Source organism: Pseudomonas izuensis (assembly GCF_002356535.2).
Classification (GTDB): domain Bacteria; phylum Pseudomonadota; class Gammaproteobacteria; order Pseudomonadales; family Pseudomonadaceae; genus Aquipseudomonas; species Aquipseudomonas izuensis.
Genome location: NZ_AP017423.2, coordinates 5,122,794 through 5,148,973 on the forward strand (window position 1 = coordinate 5,122,794; position 26,180 = coordinate 5,148,973).

A 26,180-nucleotide genomic window follows, 5' to 3' on the forward strand; every position below is an offset into this window, starting at 1 on the left:
CTTCGCGAGCAGGCTCGCTCCCACAGTTGATTTGTGTACACCACAAACTCAATGACTGAACAAAGATTCAATGTGGGAGCGAGCCTGCTCGCGAAGGCGGCGACACGGTCTAACTGACTTTTTAGAACTGCCATGCCTGCCAATCACTTCAACACCCACTGCCCCGACTGGGCCGAGGCTTTGCTCAACGGTTTCAGTCAAATTTTCCTTCAGCGCCATCCGCTCTGCGGCTTGCTGTGCCTTTCAGCCATCCTGTTCACGGCGCCGGCGCTGCTCGGCGGTGCGTTGCTCGGCGGTGTCGCCGGATTACTCACCGCGCAACGGCGCAACTATGCAAAGGCCGATCGCCAGGCTGGCCTGTTCAGCTACAACGGCGTGTTGCTTGGCCTGTTGCTGAGTCTGTACTTCCCGTGGTCGGCGGTGATGCCGCCGCTGATTCTGGCTGCCGGCGGCTTGAGTGCGATGATCACTCAACAGTGGCTCAAGCGCACCCGCGTCAACCAATACGTGCCCGCCTACACCGCGCCATTCGTGGGCCTGAGCTGGTTGCTGCTGTGTTTCGCCACGCCATCGCTACCGACACCCCTGATCGAATTGAACACACCGAACCTGTTGGCCGCATCGTTCAAAGGTATTGGCCAGGTGATGTTCCTCGACCATCCACTGGCCGGGGCGATGATTGCCGCCGGTTTGCTGATCGCCGATCGCCGTGCGTTCTGCTGGGCACTGATGGCCTCGATCCTCGGCCTGGGCTCCAGTCTGCTGCATCACGAGACCGGCACCGCCCTGCTCGGCCTGGGCGGCTACAATGCCGTGCTGGCCGCCCTCGCCTTCAGCGCGCAACGCCAGCAACCCTGGCTGCCACTGCTTGGCATCGTATTGGCGCTGTTGCTGACGCCCCTCTTTGCAGCCGCCGGTCTGGCCACGCTCACCGCACCGTTTATTCTCGCCTGCTGGCTGATCCGCACCGGCATTCAGATATTCGGCAAAACCACGGTCGACACCGCGCCTTGCGCTCACGGGGACAATCAACCTAGGCTGCGCTGATCTTCGAGTCAGGCGTTATCCATGGACAGCAGCAAACACTGGCGTGAACAGCTTTACGTCATGATTTTCCAGACTGACACCAAGGCTGGCCGGCGTTTCGATGGCATTTTGCTGTTGATCATCCTCGCCAGCCTGGTGGTCGTGATGCTCGACAGCATCAACACCATTCACCAGAACTACGCCGATGTGCTGGCGTACATTGAATGGGGCTTCACGGTCATCTTTCTCGGCGAGTACATCCTGCGGCTGTACTGCTCGCCCAAACCGTTGCGTTACGCCTTCAGTTTTTATGGACTGGTGGATTTGCTGGCGATCGTACCCGGCATCCTCGCCCTCTATTACGCCGATGCGCAGTACCTGCTGATTATCCGGATCATCCGGATGCTGCGGATTTTCCGCGTGCTCAAACTCGGCCCGTATCTCAAACAAGCGCATTACCTGCTCGATGCCCTGCGCGGCAGCAAACAGAAAATCCTCGTGTTCCTGCTCAGCGTCTGCACCCTGGTCACGGTGTTCGGCACGCTGATGTACGTGGTCGAAGGCCCGCAGCACGGCTTCACCAGCATTCCCAAAGGCATCTACTGGGCCATCGTGACGCTCACGACCGTCGGTTATGGCGACATCGTGCCAAAGACTGTGTTGGGCCAGGTGATCTCGTCGATGGTGATGATCACCGGTTATTCGATCATCGCCGTCCCCACCGGCATCTTTACCGCAGAGCTGGCCACTGCCATGCGCGGCGGGCAACTGCAACACGACTGCCCGGTATGCAAGAAAAACAGCCACGAACACGAAGCATCGTTCTGCTCTCGCTGCGGCAATGCATTGTTCAAGAAAATGGAATAAGCAAAGAGCTTTTTAATCTTTAAAGGCCTATGCGAGCCCGGCTATAGTCGCTGGCAAAATGGTATCCCTCTCTACACATTACCCCCTGTAGGAGCGAGCCTGCTCGCGATGGTCTTTAACGATAACGTGGGCTGTCTGAATGCCCGCGTTGTCTTGACGTTTTTCGCGAGCAGGCTCGCTCCTACAGGGGGCGGCTGCTCATACATACATAGAACAAGGAATTCGCAGTGAAAAAACTCTTTGGCGCCTCACTTCTGGCCGCTGGCCTGGCCTTGACCAGCATGGCTCAGGCCGCACCGACCCTGCTTAACGTTTCCTACGACGTGATGCGCGATTTCTACAAGGACTACAACACTGCGTTCCAGAAACACTGGCAAGCCGAGCACAACGAAAACATCACCCTGCAAATGTCTTTCGGCGGTTCCAGCAAGCAGGCACGCTCGGTCATCGACGGCTTGCCCGCTGACGTCATCACCATGAACATGGCCACCGACATCAATGCCTTGGCGGACAACGGCAAACTGGTCCCGGACAACTGGGTCACACGCCTGCCGAACAACAGCGCGCCGTTCACCTCCGCCACAGTGTTCATCGTGCGCAAGGGCAACCCCAAAGCCCTGAAAGACTGGCCGGATCTGCTCAAGGATGGCGTACAAGTCATCGTGCCAAACCCGAAAACCTCGGGTAACGGTCGCTATACCTACCTGTCGGCCTGGGGCTACGTGCTGAAGAACGGCGGTGACGAAAACAAGGCCAAGGCATTTGTCGGCAAGCTGTTCAAGCAAGCGCCAGTGCTCGATACCGGCGGCCGCGCCGCTACGACCACCTTCATGACCAACCAGATCGGCGATGTGCTGGTGACCTTCGAAAACGAAGCGGAAATGATCGCCCGCGAATTCGGTCGCGACCAGTTCGAAGTCATCTACCCAAGCGTCTCCGCCGAAGCCGAGCCGCCGGTGTCGGTGGTCGACAAATCGGTTGACAAGAAAGGTACCCGCGCCGCTGCCGAGGAATACCTGAAGTACCTTTGGTCGCCGGAAGGCCAGGAAATCGCTGCGGCCAACTACCTGCGTCCACGTGATCCGGCGGTATTGGCGAAGTACACCGACCGCTTCCCGAAAGTAGACTTCCTGTCGGTCGAGAAAACTTTCGGCGACTGGCGCACCGTGCAGAAAACCCACTTCAATGATGGCGGGATTTTCGATCAGATTTATGCGCAGTAAGCGCTGAAAATGAAAAGGCGACCTGAAGAGGTCGCCTTTTTTATTGGTAAAACACCGAACTACTGTAGGAGCGAGCCTGCTCGCGATGGACCTCAACGATAACGCTGGGAAACTGACGCCCCGCGGTGTCCTGTCGTCCATCGCGAGCAGGCTCGCTCCTACAGGGTTCAGCTCAGGTTGCCGCAAAAAATCGCCTGGTGACCATCCCCCGGACTTTCACGCACCACCAACGCATAGCCCCCCGCTCGAAGCGTCTCGACCGCTACCGGTGCGCTTTTCCAGAAATATTGCATCGACGCTTGCGAATAGAACCGCGCATTCGGACCGTCGTTCAAGTCATAGGCCGGTTTTGCACCCAGGCTCCCACAGCTTCCCTGATAGATGTAGGCCTGCAAACGGCCTGGCAATGCGCTGCCCTGGGGTTCGCCACTGACAGCAAACCAGAACACGGTTGCATGACCATCGGGCATCATGATTGGCCGGGCGATATTTCCGGCATTGATGGAAGTAGCGTTCAGGGGAACGTTGGTGACTTGACTGTCGGGTACTGTCGAGCACCCGGAGATCGTCCCAACCGCTACCACCAACGCCAGCGAAGATACGATTTTCATCGTGAGACTCCCGCTTTGTAAGGACGCGTTGAAGTGATCCCCCTGTAGATTTTAGCTGGCGCGCAAAAGCTGGCATTTCTTCGGATGGTCGGTCGCCTGGTGACCATTACATTGGCGGTGTCACCCCATCCTTGCCTGCCGAAATCGACTGTGCCGTGAGCGTTCCATCCGCACTTTGGGTCACGAACGTGACAATTTTCACGCCCACCTTCAGCAAGCTGCGATCCCCCGGCACCAGGTTGACGATAGGGACATCTTCCGGCACCAGAATTTTCTGCTGGCCACCCTTGTAGTTGACGGTCAATACCCGGCCATTGCTGACGACCAGATCGCCGACACTGCCGTTGGTCATGCTGCTGCCCTTGGCCAGATCAAAGGGGCGATGGCCGTCGCCGCTGCCCGCCAGTTCCGGCGGGAAGACATGGACCTCCAACGCCTTCAGGCTGCCATCCTCTTGAGGAATGGCTGCCGAACCAATGTAGCTGCCGGGCTTGATATCTTCGATGTTCGCCAGGGTAACCGCGCGGATTTTGGTGTCATTGGTCAGGTTGATGACCACATTTTCGCCACTGTTGGCGTGGACTTTCAGAACGTCCGGGCTCACGCCGGTAATCTCGCCACGTACACCAATGCGCATGCCGGGTGCATCTTGTGCCTGGGCCGGGCCTGCGGTGAACAAGCCGATCAGGGTGACCATTGAAACGCCGCGAATAACGTGACGAAACATCGGATTCATGGGAGTGACTTCCTGTGATGAAACGTGAAAAGAGAACATAAGCACGCTATCGAACAAGATGTAAGTGAATGTATCATCAGCCCCTGAAATTTTGACGCAACGCTCATCGGCGAACGGCACGCGCGTTCGTCACTCATTCCGCAATGGAATGATTGCTATCACTCCAATCTCTCTTCCGCCGTATTGACCAGGCCATTAGCCTGCGCGCATTCCCTTCCGTTCAGCGAGACACGTTATGAACCCAGCGACCCAGGTGCCCCACGGCACCGCGACAATGACCCGAGGCATGGTGCTGCTGTTCGCCTTCTGTTGCGGGGCGATCGTGGCCAACATCTACTACGCGCAGCCGATCATCGGCCTGATCGCGCCGGACGTCGGCCTGAGCAACACCCTGGCCAGCTTCATCGTTTCGCTGACCCAGATTGGTTATGCGTTGGGCCTGTTCTTTCTGGTGCCTTTGGGTGACTTGCTGGAGAACCGCCGGTTGATGATCATCACCACGGTGGTGGCCATTGCCAGTCTGTTGGGCGCAGCCTTTACCGATCAGCCGAATGTGTTTTTGCTGATCTCGTTGCTGGTGGGCTTCAGTTCGGTGTCGGTGCAGATCCTGATTCCGCTGGCTGCACACCTGGCGCCGGAAGAGTCTCGCGGCCGCGTGGTCGGCGGGATCATGGGCGGTCTTCTGTTGGGAATCCTGTTGGCGCGACCAGTGTCCAGTGTGGTGGCCGATCACTTCGGCTGGCGCGCGATGTTTGTGATTGCGGCGCTGTTAATGGCAGCGATCAGCATCGTGCTGGCGGTGACCATTCCCAAGCGCCAGCCTGATCACAGTGCGACCTATGGACAGTTGCTCGGCTCGCTGTGGACGCTGCTGCGCCAGCAACCCGTGCTGCGTCAACGCGCGTTTTACCAGGGTTGCATGTTCGCCACATTCAGCCTGTTCTGGACCTCGGTGCCGCTGGAGCTGGCGCGTAACCATGGCTTGTCGCAATCGCAAATCGCGATTTTCGCGCTGGTCGGCGCCATTGGCGCCATCGCCGCGCCCATCGCCGGTCGACTCGCAGACGCCGGCCATACACGCATCGCTTCCTTGCTGGCGCTGCTGTTCGCCAGCCTGAGCTTCCTGCCAGCGTTCATTCATCCGGCCTACAGCGTTATCGGTCTGGCCGTGACCGGCGTGGTGCTCGACTTTTGTGTGCAGATGAACATGGTCCTCGGCCAACGCGCGGTCTACGCCCTCGATGCCAAAAGCCGCAGCCGCCTGAATGCGTTGTACATGACCAGCATCTTTATTGGCGGTGCGTTTGGCTCTTCGGTGGCCAGTGTGGTGTATGAACAGGGCGGCTGGTTGTGGATCGTGGTGGTGGGTAGTGCGTTTCCATTGGTGGCGTTGTTGCGGTTTTTGAGTGTTTCGGAGAAGCGTTCGCTGGCGACTGCGTAATTCCTAAAAAGCATCGCGGGCAAGCCTTGCTCCCACAGGTTATGCATTAACCCTGTGGGAGCAAGGCTTGCCCGCGATGACGGTGTTACTGACACCCCTCAATACCGAACCAGCTTCTCCATCGCCGCATCCGCCAGGAACGACGAGCGACTTTTGACGTTGTGTTCGCGCACATAACGGTCGATTCGCTGGATCACATAGCCCGGCAGCGTCACGTTGACCTTCTCGGTCTTGCCCATATAGGGCGAAATGTCGATTTCCAGCATGCCCCAGCCCATCTCGATGAAATCGGGATTTGCGAGATGTTCAACCATGGACGTCGGCATCGGAATCGGCTCTCCACTCGCCGCGATCTCTTGCAGCATGATGTGGGCAATCTCGACCGCCGCGTTATAGGCATCTTCAAAGGTATCCCCGGCGGTTACCGCACCTGGAATATCGGGGATCTGAATACCGATGGCGGTGTTCTCATCGCCCCACTCGATACAGATTGGATATTGCATTATGGATCTCCTGCGTAACTGGCCAGCGGGAAAAAAAGCCCGGCTCGCCTCCTGATGCTCTTGACCGTCCCCACCGGCAAATCCTTTTTCGGGTGAGGAACGGGAATCGTGTATGGGTTGTAGCGGTGAGTGAAGATGTGATGACTGCCAGTGATTCGGTCCAACGTCCAACCTGCTTCCATCATCTCCTTGATCAATAGCCTGCTTTGCACCATCCGCCTCCTTGCTCCGGCCCGAATAAAAGTAACTCCAGAGTTATATTTACTCAAGCACAAAAATCCGCAACGCGACGTTTGGCTGTTTTACAGGGTGTAATTGAGTGGATGACAGCCCCTTGTGGGAGCGAGCCTGCTCGCGAAGACGGCGGCACAGTCAACAAAGCTGTGATTGAAAGTCCGCTTTCGCGAGCAGGCTCGCTCCCACAAGGATCGGGTATGTCCGGTCCCTCCTAGAGCACAACCCCATCAATCCCCACACTGACATTGCCCGGCAGCTCACCACGATGCTCGATCAACCACGCATCCAGCGTATGCCCCACATGGGTCAATACCGCCGACTCAGGTTGCAATTCTTCAATGCACTGCAACGCCAGGTTCAGGTCATTGTGATTACGCGGTGCCAGTGGCTGCGGCGGCATGGAGCAGTCGAGTACCAGCAAGTCCAGTGGCTGACGTTGCAGCCAGGCCTCGGTGGCCGGTGGCAGCCCCACCGTATCGGTCAGGTAGGCGATGCGCCGCCCCTCGCCTTCGAGCAGATAGCCGAGGGTCGGTCTGGAATGCAGCAGTGGCAACGCGGTGACACTCAACGCGTCGAAACAACGGGTTTCAAATGCCTCGAACGGCTGGCTGAAGTCGAGAATCCCCGGATGCTTGTAGAGGTCCGCCAGGCCTTCCGGGTCCGTTGGCCCGTGTACCGGAATCACCAGGCCCTGCCCCCAACGCAGATGCAGCAAACCCTGGGCATGGTCAGCGTGGTAGTGGGTCTGGAAGATGCCGTTGAAACTGCGCGGCGGGAAGCGTTCGGTGAGGTTTGGCAGGCCGCTGTCGATCAGCCAGCGCTGGTCGCCGCATTCGATCAATGCGCAGCAGGGTTGTCGTCGCCAACGTGCCTCGATGCCCGCACGTACACAGGCCTGACATTCACAGCCGTACACCGGCACTTGCCGGGCATCGCCGGTGCCCAGCAACGTCAGGCGCATGCTGCGGGCTCGTCGAGGCAAGCCAGCAGGCCTTCGACCGTGCGCTCCAGCGGCCCGGAGTTGTCGAGCAGGTGCACTTTCGGGTCTTCGGCGAGCAGGCGTTCGCCGAAGCGGGCATTGCGCGCCAGCCGCTGATCGATCTCGGCCACGGACTCACGCCCCCGCGCCAGCAGGCGCTGGCGCAGCACGGCCTCGTTCACAGTCAGCAACACCACGAGCACGTTGGGATAGCGTTCGCGGGTTTGCGGCAGATGCCCGCGTGAGCCATTGACCAGCACGTCGTCCCCTGCCGCCAGCCAATCGTCGATCTCCCGAGGGATGCCATAGGCCAGGCCATTGGCCTGCCAGCTCAGGGCAAATGCGCCTTGGGCCTGCATCTCGGTGAACTGTTGCATGCTGACACCCAGTGCCGCTTCCCCCACGGCTTCCGCCGAACGAGTGATGACCCGCCGCACGATACGGCAGCCGCGCTCGGCCAGCCGAGGTCGTGCGGCATCGAGCAGGCTGTCCTTGCCCGAACCGGAAGGCCCGATGAGATAGATCAACCTGCCTGACATCAAAACACCCTCTTCGCTTGTCGCCATACTTGCTGGATCACCGGCAATCCATCCTGACTGCGTGCCTGCACCAGATCGGCGCGCAGGCCCGGGGCGATTTCGCCGCGATCACTCAGTCCTGCGGCATGGGCCGGGGCCAGGCTGACCATGCGCATCGCTTCGGGCAGGCCGATCCGCTCGCTCTGCGCCGCCAGTGCAAAGGCGGCCTGCAACAGGCTCGCCGGGTAGTAGTCACTGGACAAGATGTCCAGCAGCCCTTCTGCCGCCAGGTCTGCGGCCGCCACGTTACCCGAGTGCGAACCGCCGCGCACGATGTTCGGCGCACCCATCAACACTTTCATATTCCATTCCTTGCAACCGCGCGCCGCTTCGACCGTGGTCGGGAACTCGGCGATGGTCATGCCGTAGCGCGCCGATTCCTCGACGTGGGCCAGCGTCGCATCGTCATGACTGGCCACCGACAGGCCGAGCGCCAGGCAATGCTCGACAATCGCCGCCCGATAGCGGTCGCTGTACTCGCGAGAGTTGGCCATTTGCAAGGTAATGAATTCGTCCATCTGCGTGGTCGTCAGGTGATATTTGCCCATGTAGTACTCACGGTACTTGGACTCCAGCACGAATTGGCGCTGACCCGGCGAATGGTCCATCACCGACACCAGTTGCACCAGCGGATGCTCCACCAGATCGCGGAACACGCTCAGGGTATCCGGGTGGCACAGCTCGCAGCGCAGGTGCAGCCGGTGCTCGGCGCGCGTCAGCCCGGCGTCGGAGGCGCTGGAGATCGCTTCGAGCATCGCCGGCAGTTTCTGCATGCGGTTGCCCTTGGGATTCACGTCGCCGATGGACACCGCGTCGAACACCGTGGTGATGCCGGCCGCGACGATCTGTGCATCGTGGCTGAGCACCGCCGAACGCGAAGGCCAATCCACGCCGGGGCGCGGGGTCATGTGTTTTTCCAGGTTGTCGGTGTGCAGCTCGACAAGGCCCGGCAGCAGGTAATCGCCGTTGAGGTCCTGGGCCTGGGGCAAGCGGCTCGGGCCTTCGGCCACATCAGCGATCACGCCATCGCGCAGCAGTACGGTGCCGTAGAACACGCGGTCAGCGGTGACCAGTTGGGCATTGCTGAGGATCTGTTCAACGGGCATCGGCGTATTCCTCTTGGTTCACTGCGGCAGGCGTCATGTCGAGATGGCGGTCGGCAACCGCCTCGCGGGCAACGCGGTCGTGGAAAATGCCGATCAGCGCTGCACCGGCTTGCTTGGCTTCGTTCATCAGCTCCAGCACCACCTGACGGTTGTTGTCGTCGAGTGAGGCCGTCGGCTCGTCAAGCAACATCACCGGCCACGCCACCATGAAGCCACGGGCGATGTTGACCCGCTGCTGCTCGCCACCAGAGAAGGTACCGGGTGCCAGTTGCCACAGGCGTTGCGGAATGTTCAGGCGAGTGAGCAGCAGTTCGGCCCGGGATTGCGCCAGGTGTCTGGACCAGCCACGGGCCAGGGCCGGCTCCATCACCACGTCCAGGCAGGCGACTCGCGGTATCACCCGCAGGAACTGGCTGACATAACCCAAGGTACGCTGGCGCACCTGGAGAATGTCCCGGGGCTCGGCGCCCACCAGCTCCAGCCACTGGCCGTCGTGCTGAACGCGAATGCTGCCCCCTGCCGGCAGGTAGTTGCCATACAGGGTGCGCAGCAAGGTGCTTTTACCGGCACCGGACTGGCCGTGCAGCACCAGGCATTCGCCGCCCGCCACGCTGAAATCCACACCGCGCAGCACGTTGAGGACCACGCCGTTCTGCTGATGCAGGGTGAAGGTTTTCGAGAGGTCACGGACCTCGATCAAGGTATTCATCATGGCTGCAACACCGAAGACACCAGCAGTTGAGAGTAAGGATGCTGCGGATCGTCGAGGATCTGGTCGGTCAGCCCGGTTTCCACCACCCGCGAGCGACGCATCACCATCAGGCGATCCGCCAGCAGCCGCGCCACCGCCAGATCATGGGTGACGATCACCACCGCCAGATCCAGCTCGCGCACCAGCCCGCGCAAGAGGTCGAGCAAGCGCGCCTGCACCGACACATCGAGGCCGCCTGTAGGCTCGTCCATGAACACCAGGCGCGGGCTCGACACCAGGTTGCGGGCGATTTGCAGGCGCTGTTGCATGCCGCCGGAAAAGGTCCGGGGCAAGTCGTCGATGCGCTGCGGATCGATTTCCACCTGGCTCAACCAGTCCAGACCCGCCCCACGCAGTTGCTGGTAATTGCGTACGCCTTGGGCCATCAAGCGCTCGCCGATGTTGGCGCCGGCTGAAACACCCATGCGCAAACCATCTCGCGGGTTCTGTTCGACAAAACCCCATTCGGTGCGCAGCAAGGTACGGCGTTCGGCTTCGCTGGCGCTGTACAGGTCTAGCCATCGGCCCTGCTTGTCGCGGTAACCGATGCGACCGTTTTGTGGCGGCAGGCGCCCGCTAAGCAGCGAAAGCAAGGTCGATTTACCGGAGCCGGACTCACCGACAATCCCCAGCACTTCGCCGGGATAAAGGTCGAAGCTGACGTCCTGACAGCCCTTCTCCGGGCCGTACAACAGCGACAGGTCACGTACTTGCAGCAAGGGTTCGGTGGACACCGACAGATCGTTTTTCAGCGCCTGGTTCATTGGCCCTGCTCCTGCTGGCTGACGCGCTGGGCGCAGTAATAGGTGTCGGAACAGACGAAGCTCTGGGTGCCGGCGTCGTCGAGGATCAGCTCGTCGAGGAACGACTCATGGCTGCCGCAAATGGCGCAGCACTCGTCCCATTGCTGGGCTTCGAAGGGGTGGTCCTCGAAGTCGAGGCTGACGACTTTGGTGTACGGCGGTACCGCGTACAGGCGCTTCTCGCGGCCGGCGCCGAACAACATCAGCGCCGGGCTCATGTCGAGTTTCGGGTTGTCGAATTTGGGGATCGGCGAGGGGTCCATCACGTAGCGTTCATCGACCATCACCGGGTAGGCGTAGGCGGTGGCGATGTGGCCGAAGGTGGCAATGTCCTCGTAAAGTTTGACGTGCATGACCCCGTAATCGTTGAGGGCGTGCATGGTCCGGGTCTCGGTTTCCGACGGTTCGATAAAGCGCAACGGCTCGGGGATCGGCACTTGGTAAACCATGATCTGATCGGCGTGCAGCGGCGTTTCCGGGATGCGGTGGCGGGTCTGGATCACCGTCGCGTCCGGGGTGATTTCGGTAGTCGCGACGCCGGCGGTGCGGGCGAAGAAGCGGCGGATCGACACGGCGTTGGTGGTGTCGTCGGCGCCCTGGTCGATGACCTTGAGCACGTCATCGTCGCCAAGAATTGCCGCGGTCAATTGCATGCCGCCGGTGCCCCAGCCGTAAGGCAACGGCATCTCGCGACCGCCGAACGGCACCTGATAGCCGGGGATCGCCACGGCCTTGAGCAAGGCGCGACGGATCATGCGTTTGGTCTGTTCATCGAGGTAGGCGAAGTTGTACGCCGCGTCGCGCACGGGTGCCTGAATCAAGTCATTCATGGTTGCTGCCCTCGGCAGGCTTGCGCAGTTTGCGGATCAGTTCCAGTTCGGCCTGGAAGTCCACGTAGTGAGGCAGTTTGAGGTGCGAGACGAAACCGGCGGCCTCGACGTTGTCGCAGTGCATCAGCACGAATTCTTCCTGCTGCGCCGGGGACTCGATCTCTTCGTTGAACTCCTTGGCGCGCAGTGCGCGGTCGACCAGCGCCATGCCCATGGCCTTGCGCTCGGCATGTCCGAAGGCCAGGCCATAGCCGCGGGTGAACTGCGCCAGTTCCGTGGCCGAGCCGACGAACTGGTTGACCATCTCGCACTCGGTGACTTCGATGATGCCCAGGCAGATCGGGAAACCCAGCTCTTCAGGATCGATCCACACCTCGACATCACCGATGCGGATTTCCCCGGCGAACGGGTGGTTGCGGCCATAACCGCGCTGGGTCGAATAACCCAGTGCCAGCAGGAAACCTTCATCGCCACGGGCCAGCGCTTGCAAGCGTTCGGCGCGGCTGGCGGGTAATTCCAGCGGGTCGCGGGTGATGTCGGCGACGATTTCGTTGTTGTCGGACTCGTTCTTGATCAGCCCTTCCTTGGCCAACAGGCCTAGGACACGCGGGCAGGCTTCAAGGCTGGCATTCGGGGTGGTTTGCGGTCCCGGGTATTCACCTTCGGCCAGCAGGGCAAAGTCGAGCAGACGATGGGTGTAATCGAAGGTCGGCCCCAACAGTTGCCCGCCGGGCACGTCCTTGAAGGTGGCGGACAAACGGCGGCTGAGCAGCATGTTCGACGTGTCGATCGGCAGGCTCGGGCTGAAGCGCGGCAATGTGGTGCGGTAGGCGCGCAGCAGGAAGATCGCTTCCACCAGATCCCCCGCTGCCTGCTTGATCGCCAGCGCAGCGAGCTCTTCGTCGTACAGCGAGCCTTCGCTCATCACCCGCGCCACCGCCAATGGCAGTTGCTGGCGGATCTGTTCAACGCTCAATTCAGCGACGGAGGTATCGCCCCGGCGCTTTTTCGCCAGCAGACGGTGGGCGTTGTCGATGGCCTGTTCGCCACCCTTGACGGCTACGTACATCAGACACGCTCCTGTGTGATGCGAGTGCTGCGCGGCAGGCCGATCAGGTCATGGTCGGCGGTAAAAAACAGATCCAGCCCACGGGGGAATTCGTTGCGCTGTTCACGTTCACGCCAGAAGCCATCGGCCACCGGCAACGCGACGGCGTGTTCGGTTTCAATCCCCGGCCCGCGCCAACTCACCCCTGCCCCGCCAGCGAGGCTGGGCAACTGAACCAGCAAAGTGCAGGACTGATCGGGGTAGCGATCGTTGCCGTGATCGAAGCCGCTGAGGTCTTGCAGGTCGTCGGCGGCGAGCAAGGCAAAGCGCGCCTCTTCACGATGGACGGTCAGCGGGCAGCCACAGTGGAACGCCAGATTGGCGCGGATCAGCGGCGTGTCGAACGACGGCGCCAGCCATAGCGGCGTGTCCACATCCAGCAGCGCCAGGCATAAGGCGTAGGTCGCAGGCACCAGACCTTCCAGGCTCGGCGTGGCGTGCAGGGTCTGGATCAGACCGGGGCCGGCCAGTGCCTTGAGTGCCGCGCGAAAGCCGCGCTGGGCATCCAGCACCGGCTCGGCGAACGCCGGTTGCAACAACTGTGCGCTCATCAGTTTTCTCCTCGCACGAGGGTGAAGAATTCGACTTTGGTGGCAGCGGTGTCCGTCTCTTTTTGCGCGCGACGTTCGGCCTGGGACTGGGCCAGCGGCGTGATCACCTGGTCGAGCCAATGGCGCTGCTGCGCGCCTTGCAAATGTGCGTCGGCGAGCGCCGCCAGTTCGGCGTGGACCTTGTCGCGGCCCGCCAGGTAGCTGTAGCCGGTACGGCCATCGGCCAGGCGCACCACGCAACGGGTCACGCTCATTTCGCCGACATTGAATGGCGCGCCGTTGCCGCCCATGCGGCCACGCACCAGAGTCATGCCGATTTCCGGGGCGCGGATCAGTTGGTACTCGACGTCGCGCAACGCGTCTTCATGGGGCTGCAATTCGCTGCGACGGGCGCGGGCCAGCACGCCGATCCAATGCTGGCGCGCAGTGTGAGAAGCAGGGTTCATCGGTTGGTTCTCCATCAGGTGACGACCTGGTACTGGAAGCGATCCGAACGGCTGGTGGACTGCGCGAGCTCCACCGCACGGCCGTCGCGATCACGGGAAAGGGTGAACACACTCAGCGCCGGCAAGTGCCGGGGCATCATCAGCAGCGCGGCTTCTTCGCGGTTGGGCAAGCGGGCGCCGATCAGGCTCTGGGTGCGGGTCAGCGGCAGGTCGCGTTCACTGAGGTACTGACGCAGGGAGCCGCCGGTGTAGTCCGCCAGCAACGGTGCGTGGCTGGCGCAGTAGCGATGGCGGATCAGGCTGACCGGTTGCCCGTCGAGCTTGCGCAAGGTCTGCAATTCGATCATCGGTGCCATCTCGGCGAGGTTCAGGTGCTGCGCTTCTTCACGGCTGGCGAAGCAGTAACGGCGCTTGAGCAACACCGCCTCGACACCCAGGCCCTGGGCGGACAACGACTGGCTGTAGGCACTGTCGGCAGCCATCGGGTAAATCAACGGGCGCTCCAGCACCTGGGTGCCCTTGCCCTGGCGGCGCAGCAGGCTGCCTTCGAACACCAGTTCATCGATGGCGCGACGCAGGGTGTGGCGGTTGACACCGAAGCGTTCGGCCAGTTGAACCTCGGCTGGCAGGAAGTCTCCAGCGCGGTAGTCCGCCAGTTCCCGACGCAGGATGTCGGCCAGTTCGCGGTACACCGGCTCGTCTTGTCTAGACAACTGCATGCTTAAAAAAAAGCGCCCAGGGGCACCCCTCCGAAGATCAGATGAACTGCTTGCGCAGGCGTTGCGAGAGAATGTCGATCAGGCTGACGACGACGATGATCACCAGCAGCACGGCGCAGGTTTGAACAAACTGAAAGGCGCGAATGTTCTCCCAGAGGATCACGCCGATGCCGCCGGCACCGACCATTCCCACCACCGTCGCCGAACGCACGTTGGCTTCGAAGCGGTACAGCGCATACGAAACCCACAGCGGCATCACTTGTGGAATCACACCGTAGATCACCTCTTGCAAGGCGCTGGCACCAGTGGCGCGAACGCCTTCGACGGGACCTGGATCAATCGCTTCCACCGCTTCGGCGAACAGCTTGGCGAGCACGCCGGTGGTGCTGATCCACAGCGCCAGGACACCGGCGAACGGCCCGAGCCCCACCGCCACCACGAACAACATGGCGAAGACCATTTCGTTGATTGAACGGAAGGCGTCCATCACCCGGCGCAGCGGTTGGTGGATCCACCAGGGCGTGATGTTTTCCGAGCAGAGAATGCCCAGCGGCACCGAGCAGACAATCGCCAGCACCGTGCCCCAGAGGGCGATTTGTACGGTGACGATCATTTCCTTTAGGTAGGCGCGCCATTCATGGAAGTCCGGCGGGAAGAAATCCGCGGCGAAGGTCGCCATGTTTCCCGAATCGCGGTACAGCGCCATCGGGTTCATTTCGGCGCCGTGCCAGGCCCAGGCCAGCAGGACCAGGAACAGCCCCCAACCGGCGTATTGCGGCCAGGTACGCTTGCCGACAGCTTCAGCGTGCAGAGTGGTCATAAGGGTTCTCTAAAATTTTCCTGAAGCATTTGCTGATGCAAAACCTGTGGGGAAACCTGTGGGAGCGAGCCTGCTCGCGAAGGCGGCGGCACATGCACCATCGACTTCGTCTGACCCACCGCTTTCGCGAGCAGGCTCGCTCCCACAGTTGAGTTGCGGTGGATCAGCCGGCAGTGGCGGCAGTCTTTTTGTCGGTCTTCTCGAGCAAGGTGATGCGCTCTTGCAGCTTGGCCAGTTCGGCGTCGATCTCAGCCAACTTCTTGGCCTTGTCCGCCGCTTCGAGCTTGGTGTCGGTATTGATCGTGGTGCGCTGCTTGAACAGCTCAAGCTGACGGAGCGGCAGCAGTTGGTCGTCGCTGGATTTCAGGAACTTGCCCAGTTGCATGCCTGCGAGCACGGCTTTCTCGGAATCGGTGTCGCCGTAGCTGAAGATGAAATCGCGGATCTTCTGCTTCTCGCTGTCGCTCAGGGCCTTGCTCCACACCAGCGGGTCGGCGGGGATCAGCGGCGATTTCCAGATCACCTTGAGCATCGCCGCCTTGTCCGGCTGGGTGACTTCCAGGCGATCCCAGCTTTCGGTGTTGAAGGTCGCCACGTCCAGTTGCCCCTTGGCCACGCTCAAGGCGTTGACCTCATGGCTGGAGTTGAGGGTGCGTTTGAACGCGGTGGCCGCATCGACGTTGTTCTTGGCGAACACGTAGTAGCCCGGCACCAGATAACCCGAGGTGGAGTTCGGGTCGCCGTTGCCGAAGGTCAGGTTCTTGGCGTTTTTCAGCATGTCGTCGACCGAGTTGATCGGGCTGTCCTTGCGCGCGATCAACACGCTCCAGTAGCCGGCGGCGCCACTGGCGGCCGCAGTCTGGGCGAAGACTTCGCCGTTGGAACGGTCCACCGCTTCGATGGCGGCCTTGTTGCCCAGCCAGGCGACGTCAACTTTGTTGAAGCGCATGCCCTGGATCAGACCGGCATAGTCGGAGGCGAAGGTGGCGTTGATCTTCAAGCCGGTTTTTTTCTGCATGTCATCGAGAAACGGCTGCCAGATACTCTTGAGGTTCTGTGACGACTCGGTGGACATGATGCCGAAGTTGATGGCTTTTTCTTCTGCCTGGGCGGTACCCAGCACACAGCTGGCGAGCAGTGCTGCGCCAGCAAAAACGCGACCGATACGGTTCAACATGGAAAGGCTTCCTGAGGGTGAACGGTTGGGAATCGAGGGGTGTTTACGCGCGCGCCAATACCAGCCGGGGCGCGGCTTCGGCGGTGCGAATCTGGTCGGAACACATCAGGCTGGTGTCGATATCGGCACCGTACAAATCATTGAGGAACTGACTGCTCAGCTCGGCGGCGCGGCCATCGAAATGAATGCGTCCGCCCTTGAGCGCCACGGCACGCGGGCAATAGCGCGTGGCGTAGTCGACTTGATGCAAGGTAACGACCACGGTCTTGCCGTCGCGGCGATTGATGTCGGCGAGGATCTCCATGACCTTGCGCGCCGACTCCGGGTCGAGGGAGGCAATCGGCTCATCCGCCAGGATCACTTCGGCACGCTGGGTCAGCGCCCGGGCGATCGCCACGCGTTGCTGCTGGCCACCGGACAGGGTCGAGGCGCGTTGCGCCGCCAGATCGGCCAGGCCGACGCGGTCCAGGGACTCCAGGGCGAACTGCTTTTCCTCGGCATTGAACAGGCACAAATTGCCGCGCCAGCGTGGCATGCGGCCCAGGCAACCGAGCAGTACGTTGTCGAGTACGCTCAGGCGATTGACCAGGTTGAACTGTTGGAAGATGTAGCCGATATCGGCCCGCAAGCGCCGCACCTTGCCATTGAGCCGTCCGCTGGCTTGCACTTCCCGGCCCAGCACCTTGACGCTGCCACCGTTGTTGCGGTCGCAACAGGCCAGGCCCGCGAGGTGGCGCAGCAAGGTGGACTTGCCGGAGCCGGACGCGCCGATCAGCGCGACCATCTCACCGGACGCGATGGTCAGCTCGAGGTCGACCAATGCGGTTTTACGCGCAAAGGTCTTGTTCAGATGATCGACATGGATAGCTGCGTTCATGGGCTTCTCTGTCTGGTTGCACGGCCGTCCATGGCCGTATTTGAGTTCAACCGACTTTAGGCACGGGGCATGTCAGCCCTATGACTCGCACATGTCGCTGGATTAACTATTTGATGAAGGTTTTGTGAAAGGTTGAGACTGTAGGAGCGAGCCTGCTCGCGATGAACGTCCGGACAACGCGGGCATTCAGGCAGCACGCGTCATCGTTGACCTCCATCGCGAGCAGGTTCGCTCCTACAGGGAAACGCGCGCTCGCAATCGCGGCGCTACAAAATCAAGAAATGCACGCAGCTTCAGTGGCAACGGGGTTTGCCCCTTGTGCACGAGGCTGACCGGCAATGGCAATGACTCGAAAGGTTGGAGTACCACCTGCAGAGCGTCTTTGCTCAGGGCGTCCGCGACCTGATAGGACAACACCCGTATCACGCCGACCCCGAGCATCGCCGCATCGATGGCCGCTTCCGCCGTATTGACGGCCAACCGCGAACGAACCCGCACGGACGTCTGCGATTTGCCCGCCTCGAACACCCAGGCGCCGACAGACTCAAGGACCTCGAAGGTAATGCAGGCGTGTTCGGCCAGATCCGCAGGCCGGGTGGGCACGCCATGGGTCGCCAGGTAGTCCGGGCTTGCGCAGACTACGCGGCGCACCGCTCCCACCTGCGTGGCCATGAGCGAACTGTCGGGCAACTCGCCAATACGCACCGCGGCGTCGCAGTGTTCTTCCATCAGATGCACCACGCGATCGGTGAGCATCAGGTTGATCTCGATCTCGGGATAGTGCGCGAGAAATTCGGCAACCACCGGCACCAGATGCAGGCGCCCGAACACCACCGGTGCCGTAATCACCAGCTCACCTTTGGGCGAGGCGTATTCGCCGGTCGCCATGCGCTCGGCTTCTCCGATGTCCTCAAGAATGCGCCGACACGCCGCCACATAAGAAGCGCCGGCTTCGGTCAGCGACAGTTGCCGGGTGGTGCGATGCAGCAAGCGGGTATTGAGGTGCGATTCCAGCTCCGCCACTTTGCGGCTGACGGTGGCCAGCGGCATGCCAAGCCTGCGCGCGGCGCCCGACAGACTGCCAGCATCGACCACCGCGATCAGGACAGACATGGATTCAAGACGGTTCATGGCGCTCTATCAAAATATGGAAGGATGATTCCCGATCCTAGGGGATTATCCCCATTTATGCGAATGCGTAAGGTGGGGCACTCCACTCCCGCGCGCGATATCCCGTCGCACCTGCCGGAAGCCAACCCTGAAGGAGAGTGCCGTGAGCGCCCTGCCCCTATCCTCCGAAAGCACAACAGCACCCGCGCTGGCGTCACGCGGCAAGATCATCATGATGGCGATCATCGCTGGCGCGGTGATCACCAACATTTACTGCACCCAACCGATCCTGCCGTTGATTGCGTCGGATCTGGGCCTGGACCTGACGACTGTCGATCTGGTGGCCGGCGCGGCGCTGCTGGGTTTCGCCACCGGGCTGGCGTTGCTGCTGCCCATGGGCGACCGTTTCGATCGGCGCAAACTGGTGCTCGGGCAGATTGCCCTGGCCTTCTGCTTCGCTATAGCGGCCGCCATCTCGCCCAGCGTCGGTACGTTGATTGCCGCGTCCTTCGGCCTCGGCATCGTCAGTTGCGTGCCCCAGCAGTTGGTGCCTTTCGCTGCGGTCATGTCAAAGCCCAGCGAACGTGGGCGCAACGTCGGCACGGTGGTCAGCGGCATCATGGTCGGCATCCTGCTCGGGCGCACCATTGCCGGTGTGGTGGGTGAGACCTGGGGTTGGCGTGCGGTGTATGGCGTGGAAGCGGCGTTCATGATTCCGGTGTGGTTCGCTGCGGCTGCACTGCTGCCACAAGGCGTGCCGAGTACCAACCTGTCCTACCCGCGCCTGCTCGCATCACTGTGGCCACTGATGCGTGACAATGCGCCGATTCGCCAGTCGATGATCGTCCAGGCGCTGTTGTGGGCCTGCTTCAATGCGTTTTGGGTGAACCTGGCGGCGCTGCTGGCCCACGGTCCCTGGCAGTTGAACAGTGCCTGGGCAGGCGGCTTCGGCATCATCGGCGCCGCCGGTGCGCTGGCTGCGTCGCTCGGCGGTCGCGCTACCGACCGGTTAGGCTCGCGCAGTGTTATCGGCGCCAGTATCGGTATTGTCACGCTGGCCTACCTGCTGCTTTCCGGTGCGCAAACCTCGATGGCATTGTTGGTGCTCGGCGTGATCGTGCTGGATATCGGTGTGCAGTCGGGACTGGTGTCAAATCAGACTCGCGCGTTTGCGGTCGATCCGAAAGCACAGGGCCGCATCAATAGCCTGTACATGACGGCGACGTTCTTTGGTGGGGCGGTGGGTGCGGCGGTCAGCGGTTGGTTGATGACGCGCTATGGTTGGTCGGGAATTGTGGTCTTTGGTGTGGTGCTGGGGCTCATTGCGCTGGCCATCCACTGGATCGGCGCGCCTCGCCAGGCAGCCGCAAAGTCGACCTGATTTTTGACCTGCCTGTGATCCCCTGTGGGAGCGAGCCTGCTCGCGATGGACGTCAACGATAACGCGCCCTATCTGAATGACCGCGTTGTCTGGACGTTTTTCGCGAGCAGGCTCGCTCCCACAATGGGATCGGAAACAGGTTCGAAATCAGGTCGGCTCATAGGCCGCCTCGCCAGCAAGCCGGCTCCTACAGACATCTGCCGCAAGCAAGGTTGAGCGGTGTTTCTGTGCCCACAAAAAAGGCGACCCTCGAAGGTCGCCTTTTGCGTTACTGCCCGAACTGTCGCCCCAGACCGCCCGGCACGCCGTGAATATCGGTCTCTTCCCACGGTCCTTTCGGGCTGATCGAGCGGCTCCAGCCGTTATCCCAGCGGTAATAGGTACGCTGGCGATAGAAGGTGTTGGGCTGATCGTCGAGCACATAGACACCCAGTTTCGGGTCCCAATGGCTGTTGCCCCCCGGTGGCGGCGCAAAGCTGGCGGAGGTGCGCGGCAGCGGTTTGGCGGGCTTGGCCGGGATGCCCGGTTTGCTCGGACTGGGCGAGGTAGACGGCGTGGGTTTGGGCTGCGAAGGCGGAATCGGCGGCAGGTGCGTCGACTCGGGCTGTTGGACCGCACAAGCGCTCAGCCCCAAAACAACGCTGAGCAAAGTGATACGAGCAATGGCGGTCATGGTGGCGTTTCCTGTCATTTGTCCGGGCTGTCGATGGTCAGTGTTTGCGGCGCGGTGGTGCTGCTGGCCAGCGGCTGGCTGCGACCGATCCACTCACCTGCTGTCGGTTTGCCAGCACGGGAGATGCGCGCAACCAGTTGGACTTCAGGAAAGTTCGACAGTTTCAATTGCGGCATCATCGCATCGGCATCGCCCAGTTCGACGGTTGCCGGCAGGTCGGCCACGGTCAGGCGCTTGGCCGCCAGGGGTGCAGGTGGGCCGGAAGTGGCGCGGGCGAAAATGAACACGCTGTCACCGGGCTGGACCTTGGCCTTGAGGTCGGCCGCCAGATCCACCTGGACCTTGAGCAACGCGCCCGCCTTGGCCACCGGTGCCGGGGCCACTTTGCCACCGCTGGCCAACAGTTTTTCGGTTGCACGGGCTATACCGCCCTGCAGTGCGATGCGGGATTGGTCTTCCGGTGGCAATTGTTCCAGCAGGCGATTCCAGTAATCGATCGCCTCCTGATAACGCTGGCCTTCGAACGCTGCGATACCCAGCAGGCCGAGGCTGGTGACTTCCTTGGGATCGGCTTTCAACGCTTCATCGGTCAGTGCCTGAGTCTTTTCCGACCACTGCTTGCCATCGGCGAAGTACTGGGCCTGGGCCCATTGTCCCAACAGTTCAGGCTGGCGCCCGGCCAGGTTGACGGTTTTTTCGAAGACCTTCGCCGCGTCGGCGGGACGATCCTGAGTCATGTAGGTGCGTCCCAGGAAGTACAGGGCCTCGGCGGAATCCGGCTGCGCCGCGACCGCACGCTCCAGGCGCCGGGTCATCTCTTCCATCGACTGTGGCGCCTGGGCGAATTCCCGGGTCAACTCGACTTTGTCACTGGCACCAAAATGCAGGTACAACCCCAGGCCCAGCACCGGGACGAGGATCGCCGCCAGCAACGGCGCCGGCTTGCCCAGTCGCGATACCCTCGGCGCAGCAACGCCTTCGGTATCGGCAAGCAACTCACGGGCGGCTTCGGCGCGACCGGCGTCCATTTGCGCAGCATCGAGAACGCCTTCTTCCTGCTGAGTCTGCAACTCAGCCACGCGTTCCTGATACAGCGCCACGTTCAGGGCAGTACGATCCTCTTCGAGCTGGGCGCGACGACTGCGCAGAACAGGGATCAGCAGAAAACTCAGGGCCACCAGAAGCAGCAAACCTGCAGCGAGCCAGAAATCAATCATTCTTGGTTTTTATCCAACAGGTGGTCGAGGCGCTCGCGCTCCTCGGCAGAAAGCGAGCCCGGGGTGCTGGCGCGTTGTACGCGACGGCGGCGGACAATCACCGCGATGATCACAAAACCGCCCAGCAGCAGGCCGGCGGGACCGAACCAGAGCAATGCGGTCTTGGCATTGAGGGCCGGTTTGTAACGGACGAAATCACCGTAGCGATCGACCATGAAGTCGATGATCTGCTGGTTGTCCTTGCCCTCGCCGAGCATGCGGTAAATCTCTTTGCGCAGGTCGGCGGCAATGGGCGCATTGGAGTCGGCGATGTCCTGATTCTGACACTTGGGGCAACGCAGTTCCTTGGTCAGTTCGCGAAAACGCTCGCGATCACCGTCCTTGGCAAACTCATAGGTATCGATGGCCGCATGCGCCACCCCGGCCATGCTCAAGCCCAGCACGACAGCAGCGAGCCAGCGCTTCATGGCTTGACCTCATCGACCAGTGCCTGATATTTGGCCGCCAGTTTTTCACGCCAGACCTGTTCGTCGATCACCCCGACGAACTTGTCGCGGATGATGCCCTTGGCGTCGATGAAGAAGGTTTCCGGTGCGCCGTACACGCCGAGGTTCAGGCCCAGGGTGCCTTGATCGTCGCGGATGTCCAGTTGATACGGGTTGTGAAATTCGTTCAGCCACTTCAAGGCGTCGGCGTTGACGTCCTTGTAGTTGATGCCGTAGATCAGCACGCCTCTTTCGGCCAGCTTGTTCAGTACCGGGTGCTCGACCCGGCAGGAAATGCACCAGGTCCCCCAGACGTTGACCAGCGCCGGTTTGCCGAGGATGTCGGCGCGGGCCAGGGTCTTGTCGCCCTGCACTGCCGGCAGGGAAAACTCGGGGAACGGTTTGCCGATCATCGCCGAAGGCAACTCGGACGGGTCCAGGTACAGACCGCGATACAGGAAAACAGCGACCACCAGGAAAATCGCCAGTGGCAACAGCATCAACCATCGTTTCATGCAGTGGCTCCACTCATGCCCAGTGCTTCACGCACACGGCTTTTCACCTTGACCCGATAGCGTCGATCCAGCGCCGCCAGCACCCCGCCCAGACCGGTGAGCAAGCCACCGAACCAGATCCAGCGCACGAACGGCTTGACGTGCACCCGCACCGCCCAGGCGCCATCGCCCAGCGGTTCGCCCAGGGCAACGTAGAGGTCACGGGTGAACCCGGCGTCGATCCCGGCCTCGGTCATCACCGAGTTTTGCACGGTATAGAGACGTTTTTCCGGGTGCAGCACGCTGACTTCCTTGCCATCGCGGATCACCCGGATGGTGCCCTTGTCGGATGTGAAGTTCGGGCCTTCGAAGTGCTTGGCGCCTTCGAACACGAAGTGATAACCGGCCAGGTCCATGGATTCACCTGGCGCCAGGCGCAGGTCGCGCTCGGCACTGTTCTGGCTCGACAACACCACGCCCAGGGCGCAGACCGCGATGCCCAGGTGCGCGAGCTGCATGCCCCAGTAGCTGCGGGTCAGGGTCGGCAGACCTTTGATCAGGCCTTTGTGGCGAGTCTTGTCGAAGATGTCGCGCACGCCGGCCAGCAACACCCAGGCGGCGAGCAGGAAGGTGGCGAGCACCGCCCAGTTGAAATCGCCGTAAGCGACGCCGGCCACTACCGCCATGGCGACACTGCCCAGCAATACCGGGGTCAGCATGCTCGCCAGCCATTTCACCGGGGTGTCTTTCCAGCGCACGATCACGCCGACCGCCATCACCAGCATCAACAACGCCATCAACGGAATGAACAGCGCGTTGAAGTATGGCGGGCCCACCGACAGCTTGGCGCCGGTCATCGCATCGAGAATCAGCGGGTACAAGGTGCCGAGCAGGATCATCGAAGCCGCCACCACCAGCACCAGGTTATTGCCCAGCAGCAGGGTTTCCCGGGACCAGAGATTGAAGCCGACCTGGCTCTTGACCACCGGCGCCCGCAGGGCGAACAGCGTCAACGATCCGCCCACCACGAACAGCAGGAAAATCAGGATGAACACCCCGCGCTCGGGGTCGGAGGCGAAAGCGTGAACCGAGGTCAGCACGCCGGAACGCACGAGGAATGTGCCCAGCAGGCTCAACGAGAACGCGGCAATGGCCAGCAACACGGTCCAGCTCTTGAACACGCCACGTTTTTCCGTGACCGCCAGCGAGTGAATCAGCGCAGTGCCCACCAGCCATGGCATGAAGGAAGCGTTTTCCACCGGGTCCCAGAACCACCAGCCGCCCCAGCCGAGTTCGTAATAGGCCCACCATGAGCCAAGGGTGATACCGATGCCGAGGAAGGCCCAGGCGACGATGGTCCATGGGCGCGACCAGCGTGCCCATGCCGCATCCAGGCGTCCCCCCATCAGCGCGGCGATGGCGAAGGCGAAGGCCACCGAGAAACCGACATACCCCATGTACAGCATCGGCGGGTGCACGATCAGGCCGATGTCTTGCAGCAGCGGATTGAGGTCAGCGCCATCGCTGGGTATTTGCGGCAGGATACGTTTGAATGGGTTGGAGGTGAGAATCAGGAACAGCAGAAAACCGGTGCTGATCATGCCCATCACTGCCAGCACCCGTGCCAGCATCACCTGCGGCAACTGGCGGGAGAACACCGACACCGCAAAAGTCCAGCCACCGAGGATCAGAGCCCAGAGCAGCAGCGAACCTTCGTGGGCGCCCCACACGGCGCTGAACTTGTAGTACCACGGCAAGGCACTGTTGGAGTTGCTGGCCACATAAGCGACGGAGAAATCGTCGGTCATGAACGCATAAGTCAGAACACCGAAAGCGAACAGCAGAAAGGCAAACTGGCCCCAGGCTGCCGGCTGGGCCAGGCTCATCCACAAACGGTCACCGCGCCAGGCACCGAGCAACGGCACCACGGCCTGAACCAGCGCAAAGCACAGCGCCAGAATCATGGCCAGATGGCCAAGCTCTGGAATGAAAATGCCGGAAGTCATGGATCAACCCTCCTTAGCGGGTGTTGGGGCGGACTGACCACTGTCTTTCAACGCCTTGGTCACTTCCGGGGGCATGTACTTCTCGTCGTGCTTGGCCAGCACTTCATCGGCCACCACCACGCCATCGGCATTGAGCTTGCCCAGGGCGACGATGCCCTGCCCTTCGCGGAACAGATCAGGGAGGATGCCGCGATAGGTGATGGTCACGGACTTGTTGAAGTCGGTGACAATGAACTTCACGTCCAGCGAATCACTGGAACGTTGCAACGAACCTTTCTCGACCATGCCACCGGCACGAATACGCGTGTCCTGCGGGGCCTCGCCGTTGGCGATCTGCGTCGGCGTGTAAAACAGATTGATGTTTTGCTGCAGGGCGCTTAAGGCCAGGCCAACGGCAGCGCCGACCCCGACCAGAATCGCAAGAATGATGGTAAGACGCTTTTTACGCAGCGGATTCACTTGCCGTTCTCCCGGCGCAGACGACGCGCCTCTTGTTGCAGATAACGCTTGCGGGCCAGGATCGGCGCCGCCACGTTGAGGGCCAGCACCACCAGGCAAATGCCGTAGGCCGACCAGACATACAGGCCGTGATGGCCCATGGCGATGAAGTCGCCGAATGACGCAAAACTCATCGAGCGACCTCCAGGCTGTTCTGTACTTCGGCCTTGACCCAGCTGGCTCGCGCCTCGCGCTTGAGCACTTCCAGGCGCATGCGCAATAGCAACACCGCGCCGAAGAAACAGTAGAAGCCCAGCGCCGTCAGCAACAGCGGCAGCCACATTTCGGCAGGCATCGCCGGCTTTTCGGTGAGGGTGAAGGTCGCACCCTGGTGCAGGGTGTTCCACCACTCCACCGAGTATTTGATGATCGGGATATTGATCACGCCGACAATCGCCAGCACCGCGCAAGCCTTGGCCGCGCTGTCACGATTGCTGATGGCGTTGCCCAGCGCAATGAGACCGAAGTACAGGAACAGCAGGATCAGCATAGACGTGAGTCGTGCATCCCAGACCCACCACGAGCCCCAGGTCGGTTTGCCCCAGATCGCCCCGGTGACCAGCGCCACGGCGGTCATCCAGGCACCGATGGGGGCCGCGCATTGCAGGGCGACATCGGCCAGTTTCATTTTCCACACCAGCCCGACGACACCGCACACGGCCAGCATCACGTAGATGGACTGTGCCAGCATGGCCGCCGGAACGTGGATATAGATGATGCGAAAGCTGTTGCCCTGCTGGTAGTCGGGCGGCGCGAAGGCCAGGCCCCAGACCACGCCAATGCCGATCAGCAGCAACGCCGCCATGCTCAGCCACGGCAACAGTTTGCCGCTGATGCCGTAGAACCACTTGGGTGAGCCGAGCTTATGAAACCAGGTCCAGTTCATTACTGTTTCCAATCACGGTTGCTGCCCGTTATCACGAGGCA

Annotated in this window: 31 protein-coding genes; 5 read left to right on the top strand and 26 right to left on the bottom strand. The window is 61.4% G+C overall.

The features are described from left to right. Nucleotides 1–132 precede the first annotated feature (132 nt). The 3 genes from LAB08_RS22680 to LAB08_RS22690 all read left to right on the top strand — a co-directional run bounded on the left by LAB08_RS22680 (nt 133) and on the right by LAB08_RS22690 (nt 3,116). Nucleotides 133–1,047: an urea transporter gene (locus tag LAB08_RS22680; RefSeq protein WP_096509616.1), complete on the top strand. Its 915-nt coding sequence runs from the start codon at nt 133–135 to the stop codon at nt 1,045–1,047. A 21-nt stretch (nt 1,048–1,068) separates the two neighbouring features. Continuing rightward, nucleotides 1,069–1,893: an ion transporter gene (locus LAB08_RS22685; RefSeq protein WP_096509615.1), complete on the top strand. Its 825-nt coding sequence runs from the start codon at nt 1,069–1,071 to the stop codon at nt 1,891–1,893. 227 nt (nt 1,894–2,120) lie between these two features. Next, nucleotides 2,121–3,116, top strand: coding sequence for a sulfate ABC transporter substrate-binding protein (locus LAB08_RS22690; protein ID WP_096509614.1), 996 nt, complete (start codon nt 2,121–2,123; stop codon nt 3,114–3,116). A 167-nt stretch (nt 3,117–3,283) separates the two neighbouring features. On the opposite strand, the gene LAB08_RS22695 is transcribed toward LAB08_RS22690, so the two are convergent. Continuing rightward, a complete protein-coding gene (locus LAB08_RS22695) occupies nt 3,284–3,727 on the bottom strand; it encodes a hypothetical protein (RefSeq protein WP_096509613.1) in 444 nt (147 codons plus the stop codon). Nucleotides 3,728–3,833: 106 nt separating this feature from the next. Next, entirely contained in the window at nt 3,834–4,463 is a 630-nt protein-coding gene (locus LAB08_RS22700) for a hypothetical protein (RefSeq protein ID WP_096509612.1), read from the bottom strand. Between the two features lie 235 nt (nt 4,464–4,698). On the opposite strand from LAB08_RS22700, the gene LAB08_RS22705 reads away from it, so the two are divergent. Then, a complete protein-coding gene (locus tag LAB08_RS22705; RefSeq protein ID WP_096509611.1) occupies nt 4,699–5,904 on the top strand; it encodes an MFS transporter in 1,206 nt (401 codons plus the stop codon). A gap of 98 nt (nt 5,905–6,002) precedes the next feature. On the opposite strand, the gene LAB08_RS22710 is transcribed toward LAB08_RS22705, so the two are convergent. From LAB08_RS22710 to LAB08_RS22785, 16 genes are all read right to left on the bottom strand, one after another. Continuing rightward, nucleotides 6,003–6,407 (bottom strand): type II toxin-antitoxin system HicB family antitoxin, encoded by a 405-nt coding sequence (locus LAB08_RS22710; protein WP_096509610.1) that lies wholly within the window; start codon nt 6,405–6,407, stop codon nt 6,003–6,005. Next, nucleotides 6,407–6,619 (bottom strand): type II toxin-antitoxin system HicA family toxin, encoded by a 213-nt coding sequence (locus tag LAB08_RS22715; protein ID WP_096515234.1) that lies wholly within the window; start codon nt 6,617–6,619, stop codon nt 6,407–6,409. Before LAB08_RS22715 ends, LAB08_RS22710 begins: the two co-directional genes overlap by 1 nt. 236 nt (nt 6,620–6,855) lie before the next feature. Next, complete coding sequence (gene phnP / locus LAB08_RS22720; protein ID WP_096509609.1) at nt 6,856–7,605, bottom strand: phosphonate metabolism protein PhnP; 750 nt, start codon at nt 7,603–7,605, stop codon at nt 6,856–6,858. Beyond that, nucleotides 7,596–8,162: a phosphonate metabolism protein/1,5-bisphosphokinase (PRPP-forming) PhnN gene (phnN, locus tag LAB08_RS22725; protein ID WP_096509608.1), complete on the bottom strand. Its 567-nt coding sequence runs from the start codon at nt 8,160–8,162 to the stop codon at nt 7,596–7,598. Before phnN ends, phnP begins: the two co-directional genes overlap by 10 nt. Continuing rightward, on the bottom strand, nt 8,162–9,307 hold the full coding sequence (locus LAB08_RS22730) for an alpha-D-ribose 1-methylphosphonate 5-triphosphate diphosphatase (RefSeq protein ID WP_096509607.1): 1,146 nt from the start codon (nt 9,305–9,307) through the stop codon (nt 8,162–8,164). Before LAB08_RS22730 ends, phnN begins: the two co-directional genes overlap by 1 nt. Further along, the gene (phnL, locus tag LAB08_RS22735) at nt 9,297–10,016 is read right to left on the bottom strand and encodes a phosphonate C-P lyase system protein PhnL (RefSeq protein ID WP_096509606.1); all 720 of its coding nucleotides are present in this window, start codon (nt 10,014–10,016) and stop codon (nt 9,297–9,299) included. Before phnL ends, LAB08_RS22730 begins: the two co-directional genes overlap by 11 nt. Further along, entirely contained in the window at nt 10,016–10,822 is an 807-nt protein-coding gene (gene phnK / locus LAB08_RS22740; RefSeq protein ID WP_096509605.1) for a phosphonate C-P lyase system protein PhnK, read from the bottom strand. Before phnK ends, phnL begins: the two co-directional genes overlap by 1 nt. Beyond that, nucleotides 10,819–11,691 (bottom strand): alpha-D-ribose 1-methylphosphonate 5-phosphate C-P-lyase PhnJ, encoded by an 873-nt coding sequence (locus LAB08_RS22745; RefSeq protein WP_096509604.1) that lies wholly within the window; start codon nt 11,689–11,691, stop codon nt 10,819–10,821. Before LAB08_RS22745 ends, phnK begins: the two co-directional genes overlap by 4 nt. Continuing rightward, a complete protein-coding gene (locus LAB08_RS22750) occupies nt 11,684–12,760 on the bottom strand; it encodes a carbon-phosphorus lyase complex subunit (RefSeq protein ID WP_096509603.1) in 1,077 nt (358 codons plus the stop codon). The genes LAB08_RS22745 and LAB08_RS22750 overlap by 8 nt, the downstream gene beginning before the upstream one ends. Next, nucleotides 12,760–13,350, bottom strand: a complete 591-nt coding sequence (gene phnH / locus LAB08_RS22755) for a phosphonate C-P lyase system protein PhnH (protein ID WP_096509602.1) — start codon at nt 13,348–13,350, stop codon at nt 12,760–12,762. Before phnH ends, LAB08_RS22750 begins: the two co-directional genes overlap by 1 nt. Beyond that, on the bottom strand, nt 13,350–13,796 hold the full coding sequence (phnG, locus tag LAB08_RS22760) for a phosphonate C-P lyase system protein PhnG (RefSeq protein ID WP_096509601.1): 447 nt from the start codon (nt 13,794–13,796) through the stop codon (nt 13,350–13,352). Before phnG ends, phnH begins: the two co-directional genes overlap by 1 nt. A 14-nt stretch (nt 13,797–13,810) precedes the next feature. Beyond that, nucleotides 13,811–14,515 (bottom strand): phosphonate metabolism transcriptional regulator PhnF, encoded by a 705-nt coding sequence (gene phnF, locus LAB08_RS22765; protein ID WP_096509600.1) that lies wholly within the window; start codon nt 14,513–14,515, stop codon nt 13,811–13,813. Between the two features lie 37 nt (nt 14,516–14,552). Beyond that, a complete protein-coding gene (gene phnE, locus LAB08_RS22770) occupies nt 14,553–15,335 on the bottom strand; it encodes a phosphonate ABC transporter, permease protein PhnE (RefSeq protein WP_034146313.1) in 783 nt (260 codons plus the stop codon). A gap of 163 nt (nt 15,336–15,498) precedes the next feature. Further along, on the bottom strand, nt 15,499–16,512 hold the full coding sequence (gene phnD, locus LAB08_RS22775; RefSeq protein WP_096509599.1) for a phosphonate ABC transporter substrate-binding protein: 1,014 nt from the start codon (nt 16,510–16,512) through the stop codon (nt 15,499–15,501). A 43-nt stretch (nt 16,513–16,555) separates the two neighbouring features. Beyond that, nucleotides 16,556–17,389 carry a phosphonate ABC transporter ATP-binding protein gene (gene phnC / locus LAB08_RS22780; RefSeq protein WP_096509598.1) on the bottom strand — a complete coding sequence of 278 codons (834 nt, stop codon included), beginning with the start codon at nt 17,387–17,389 and terminating at the stop codon, nt 16,556–16,558. Nucleotides 17,390–17,623: 234 nt separating this feature from the next. Further along, entirely contained in the window at nt 17,624–18,520 is an 897-nt protein-coding gene (locus LAB08_RS22785; protein WP_096509597.1) for a LysR family transcriptional regulator, read from the bottom strand. 142 nt (nt 18,521–18,662) lie between these two features. Here LAB08_RS22785 and LAB08_RS22790 point away from each other — a divergent pair, with 142 nt between their 5' ends. Then, complete coding sequence (locus tag LAB08_RS22790) at nt 18,663–19,880, top strand: MFS transporter (RefSeq protein ID WP_254007488.1); 1,218 nt, start codon at nt 18,663–18,665, stop codon at nt 19,878–19,880. Nucleotides 19,881–20,148: 268 nt separating this feature from the next. Here the strand turns inward: LAB08_RS22790 and LAB08_RS22795 are convergent, their stop codons facing one another. Genes LAB08_RS22795 through LAB08_RS22830 form a run of 8 tightly spaced genes read right to left on the bottom strand, consistent with a single transcriptional unit; the run spans nt 20,149 to nt 26,139 of the window. Beyond that, nucleotides 20,149–20,553, bottom strand: coding sequence for a hypothetical protein (locus LAB08_RS22795; protein ID WP_096509596.1), 405 nt, complete (start codon nt 20,551–20,553; stop codon nt 20,149–20,151). Nucleotides 20,554–20,567: 14 nt separating this feature from the next. Next, on the bottom strand, nt 20,568–21,770 hold the full coding sequence (gene ccmI / locus LAB08_RS22800; RefSeq protein WP_096509595.1) for a c-type cytochrome biogenesis protein CcmI: 1,203 nt from the start codon (nt 21,768–21,770) through the stop codon (nt 20,568–20,570). Continuing rightward, on the bottom strand, nt 21,767–22,237 hold the full coding sequence (locus LAB08_RS22805) for a cytochrome c-type biogenesis protein (protein ID WP_096509594.1): 471 nt from the start codon (nt 22,235–22,237) through the stop codon (nt 21,767–21,769). Before LAB08_RS22805 ends, ccmI begins: the two co-directional genes overlap by 4 nt. Then, nucleotides 22,234–22,770 (bottom strand): DsbE family thiol:disulfide interchange protein, encoded by a 537-nt coding sequence (locus LAB08_RS22810; RefSeq protein WP_096509593.1) that lies wholly within the window; start codon nt 22,768–22,770, stop codon nt 22,234–22,236. Before LAB08_RS22810 ends, LAB08_RS22805 begins: the two co-directional genes overlap by 4 nt. Beyond that, nucleotides 22,767–24,755 (bottom strand): heme lyase CcmF/NrfE family subunit, encoded by a 1,989-nt coding sequence (locus LAB08_RS22815; protein ID WP_096509592.1) that lies wholly within the window; start codon nt 24,753–24,755, stop codon nt 22,767–22,769. The genes LAB08_RS22810 and LAB08_RS22815 overlap by 4 nt, the downstream gene beginning before the upstream one ends. Before the next feature lie 3 nt (nt 24,756–24,758). After that, a complete protein-coding gene (gene ccmE, locus LAB08_RS22820; protein ID WP_096509591.1) occupies nt 24,759–25,214 on the bottom strand; it encodes a cytochrome c maturation protein CcmE in 456 nt (151 codons plus the stop codon). Next, entirely contained in the window at nt 25,211–25,387 is a 177-nt protein-coding gene (gene ccmD / locus LAB08_RS22825; RefSeq protein ID WP_057398391.1) for a heme exporter protein CcmD, read from the bottom strand. The genes ccmE and ccmD overlap by 4 nt, the downstream gene beginning before the upstream one ends. Beyond that, nucleotides 25,384–26,139 carry a heme ABC transporter permease gene (locus LAB08_RS22830; protein ID WP_096509590.1) on the bottom strand — a complete coding sequence of 252 codons (756 nt, stop codon included), beginning with the start codon at nt 26,137–26,139 and terminating at the stop codon, nt 25,384–25,386. Before LAB08_RS22830 ends, ccmD begins: the two co-directional genes overlap by 4 nt. Between the last annotated feature and the right edge of the window lie 41 nt (nt 26,140–26,180).

Excerpts from the sequence above, each read along its gene's own strand:
- LAB08_RS22695 (WP_096509613.1), bottom strand. The coding sequence starts at position 3,727 with ATGAAAATCGTATCTTCGCTGGCGTTGGTGGTAGCGGTTGGGACGATC.
- phnH (WP_096509602.1), bottom strand. The coding sequence starts at position 13,350 with ATGAGCGCACAGTTGTTGCAACCGGCGTTCGCCGAGCCGGTGCTGGAT.
- phnP (WP_096509609.1), bottom strand. The coding sequence starts at position 7,605 with ATGCGCCTGACGTTGCTGGGCACCGGCGATGCCCGGCAAGTGCCGGTG.
- phnE (WP_034146313.1), bottom strand. The coding sequence starts at position 15,335 with ATGACCACTCTGCACGCTGAAGCTGTCGGCAAGCGTACCTGGCCGCAA.
- phnK (WP_096509605.1), bottom strand. The coding sequence starts at position 10,822 with ATGAACCAGGCGCTGAAAAACGATCTGTCGGTGTCCACCGAACCCTTG.
- LAB08_RS22710 (WP_096509610.1), bottom strand. The coding sequence starts at position 6,407 with ATGCAATATCCAATCTGTATCGAGTGGGGCGATGAGAACACCGCCATC.
- LAB08_RS22705 (WP_096509611.1), top strand. The coding sequence starts at position 4,699 with ATGAACCCAGCGACCCAGGTGCCCCACGGCACCGCGACAATGACCCGA.
- LAB08_RS22815 (WP_096509592.1), bottom strand. The coding sequence starts at position 24,755 with ATGACTTCCGGCATTTTCATTCCAGAGCTTGGCCATCTGGCCATGATT.
- LAB08_RS22750 (WP_096509603.1), bottom strand. The coding sequence starts at position 12,760 with ATGTACGTAGCCGTCAAGGGTGGCGAACAGGCCATCGACAACGCCCAC.
- phnD (WP_096509599.1), bottom strand. The coding sequence starts at position 16,512 with ATGTTGAACCGTATCGGTCGCGTTTTTGCTGGCGCAGCACTGCTCGCC.
- LAB08_RS22795 (WP_096509596.1), bottom strand. The coding sequence starts at position 20,553 with ATGACCGCCATTGCTCGTATCACTTTGCTCAGCGTTGTTTTGGGGCTG.
- phnF (WP_096509600.1), bottom strand. The coding sequence starts at position 14,515 with ATGCAGTTGTCTAGACAAGACGAGCCGGTGTACCGCGAACTGGCCGAC.
- LAB08_RS22830 (WP_096509590.1), bottom strand. The coding sequence starts at position 26,139 with ATGAACTGGACCTGGTTTCATAAGCTCGGCTCACCCAAGTGGTTCTAC.
- LAB08_RS22680 (WP_096509616.1), top strand. The coding sequence starts at position 133 with ATGCCTGCCAATCACTTCAACACCCACTGCCCCGACTGGGCCGAGGCT.
- LAB08_RS22685 (WP_096509615.1), top strand. The coding sequence starts at position 1,069 with ATGGACAGCAGCAAACACTGGCGTGAACAGCTTTACGTCATGATTTTC.
- LAB08_RS22700 (WP_096509612.1), bottom strand. The coding sequence starts at position 4,463 with ATGAATCCGATGTTTCGTCACGTTATTCGCGGCGTTTCAATGGTCACC.
- ccmI (WP_096509595.1), bottom strand. The coding sequence starts at position 21,770 with ATGATTGATTTCTGGCTCGCTGCAGGTTTGCTGCTTCTGGTGGCCCTG.
- phnG (WP_096509601.1), bottom strand. The coding sequence starts at position 13,796 with ATGAACCCTGCTTCTCACACTGCGCGCCAGCATTGGATCGGCGTGCTG.
- phnL (WP_096509606.1), bottom strand. The coding sequence starts at position 10,016 with ATGAATACCTTGATCGAGGTCCGTGACCTCTCGAAAACCTTCACCCTG.
- ccmD (WP_057398391.1), bottom strand. The coding sequence starts at position 25,387 with ATGAGTTTTGCGTCATTCGGCGACTTCATCGCCATGGGCCATCACGGC.
- phnN (WP_096509608.1), bottom strand. The coding sequence starts at position 8,162 with ATGTCAGGCAGGTTGATCTATCTCATCGGGCCTTCCGGTTCGGGCAAG.
- phnC (WP_096509598.1), bottom strand. The coding sequence starts at position 17,389 with ATGAACGCAGCTATCCATGTCGATCATCTGAACAAGACCTTTGCGCGT.
- LAB08_RS22810 (WP_096509593.1), bottom strand. The coding sequence starts at position 22,770 with ATGAAACGATGGTTGATGCTGTTGCCACTGGCGATTTTCCTGGTGGTC.
- LAB08_RS22785 (WP_096509597.1), bottom strand. The coding sequence starts at position 18,520 with ATGAACCGTCTTGAATCCATGTCTGTCCTGATCGCGGTGGTCGATGCT.
- LAB08_RS22745 (WP_096509604.1), bottom strand. The coding sequence starts at position 11,691 with ATGAATGACTTGATTCAGGCACCCGTGCGCGACGCGGCGTACAACTTC.
- LAB08_RS22805 (WP_096509594.1), bottom strand. The coding sequence starts at position 22,237 with ATGAAGCGCTGGCTCGCTGCTGTCGTGCTGGGCTTGAGCATGGCCGGG.
- LAB08_RS22730 (WP_096509607.1), bottom strand. The coding sequence starts at position 9,307 with ATGCCCGTTGAACAGATCCTCAGCAATGCCCAACTGGTCACCGCTGAC.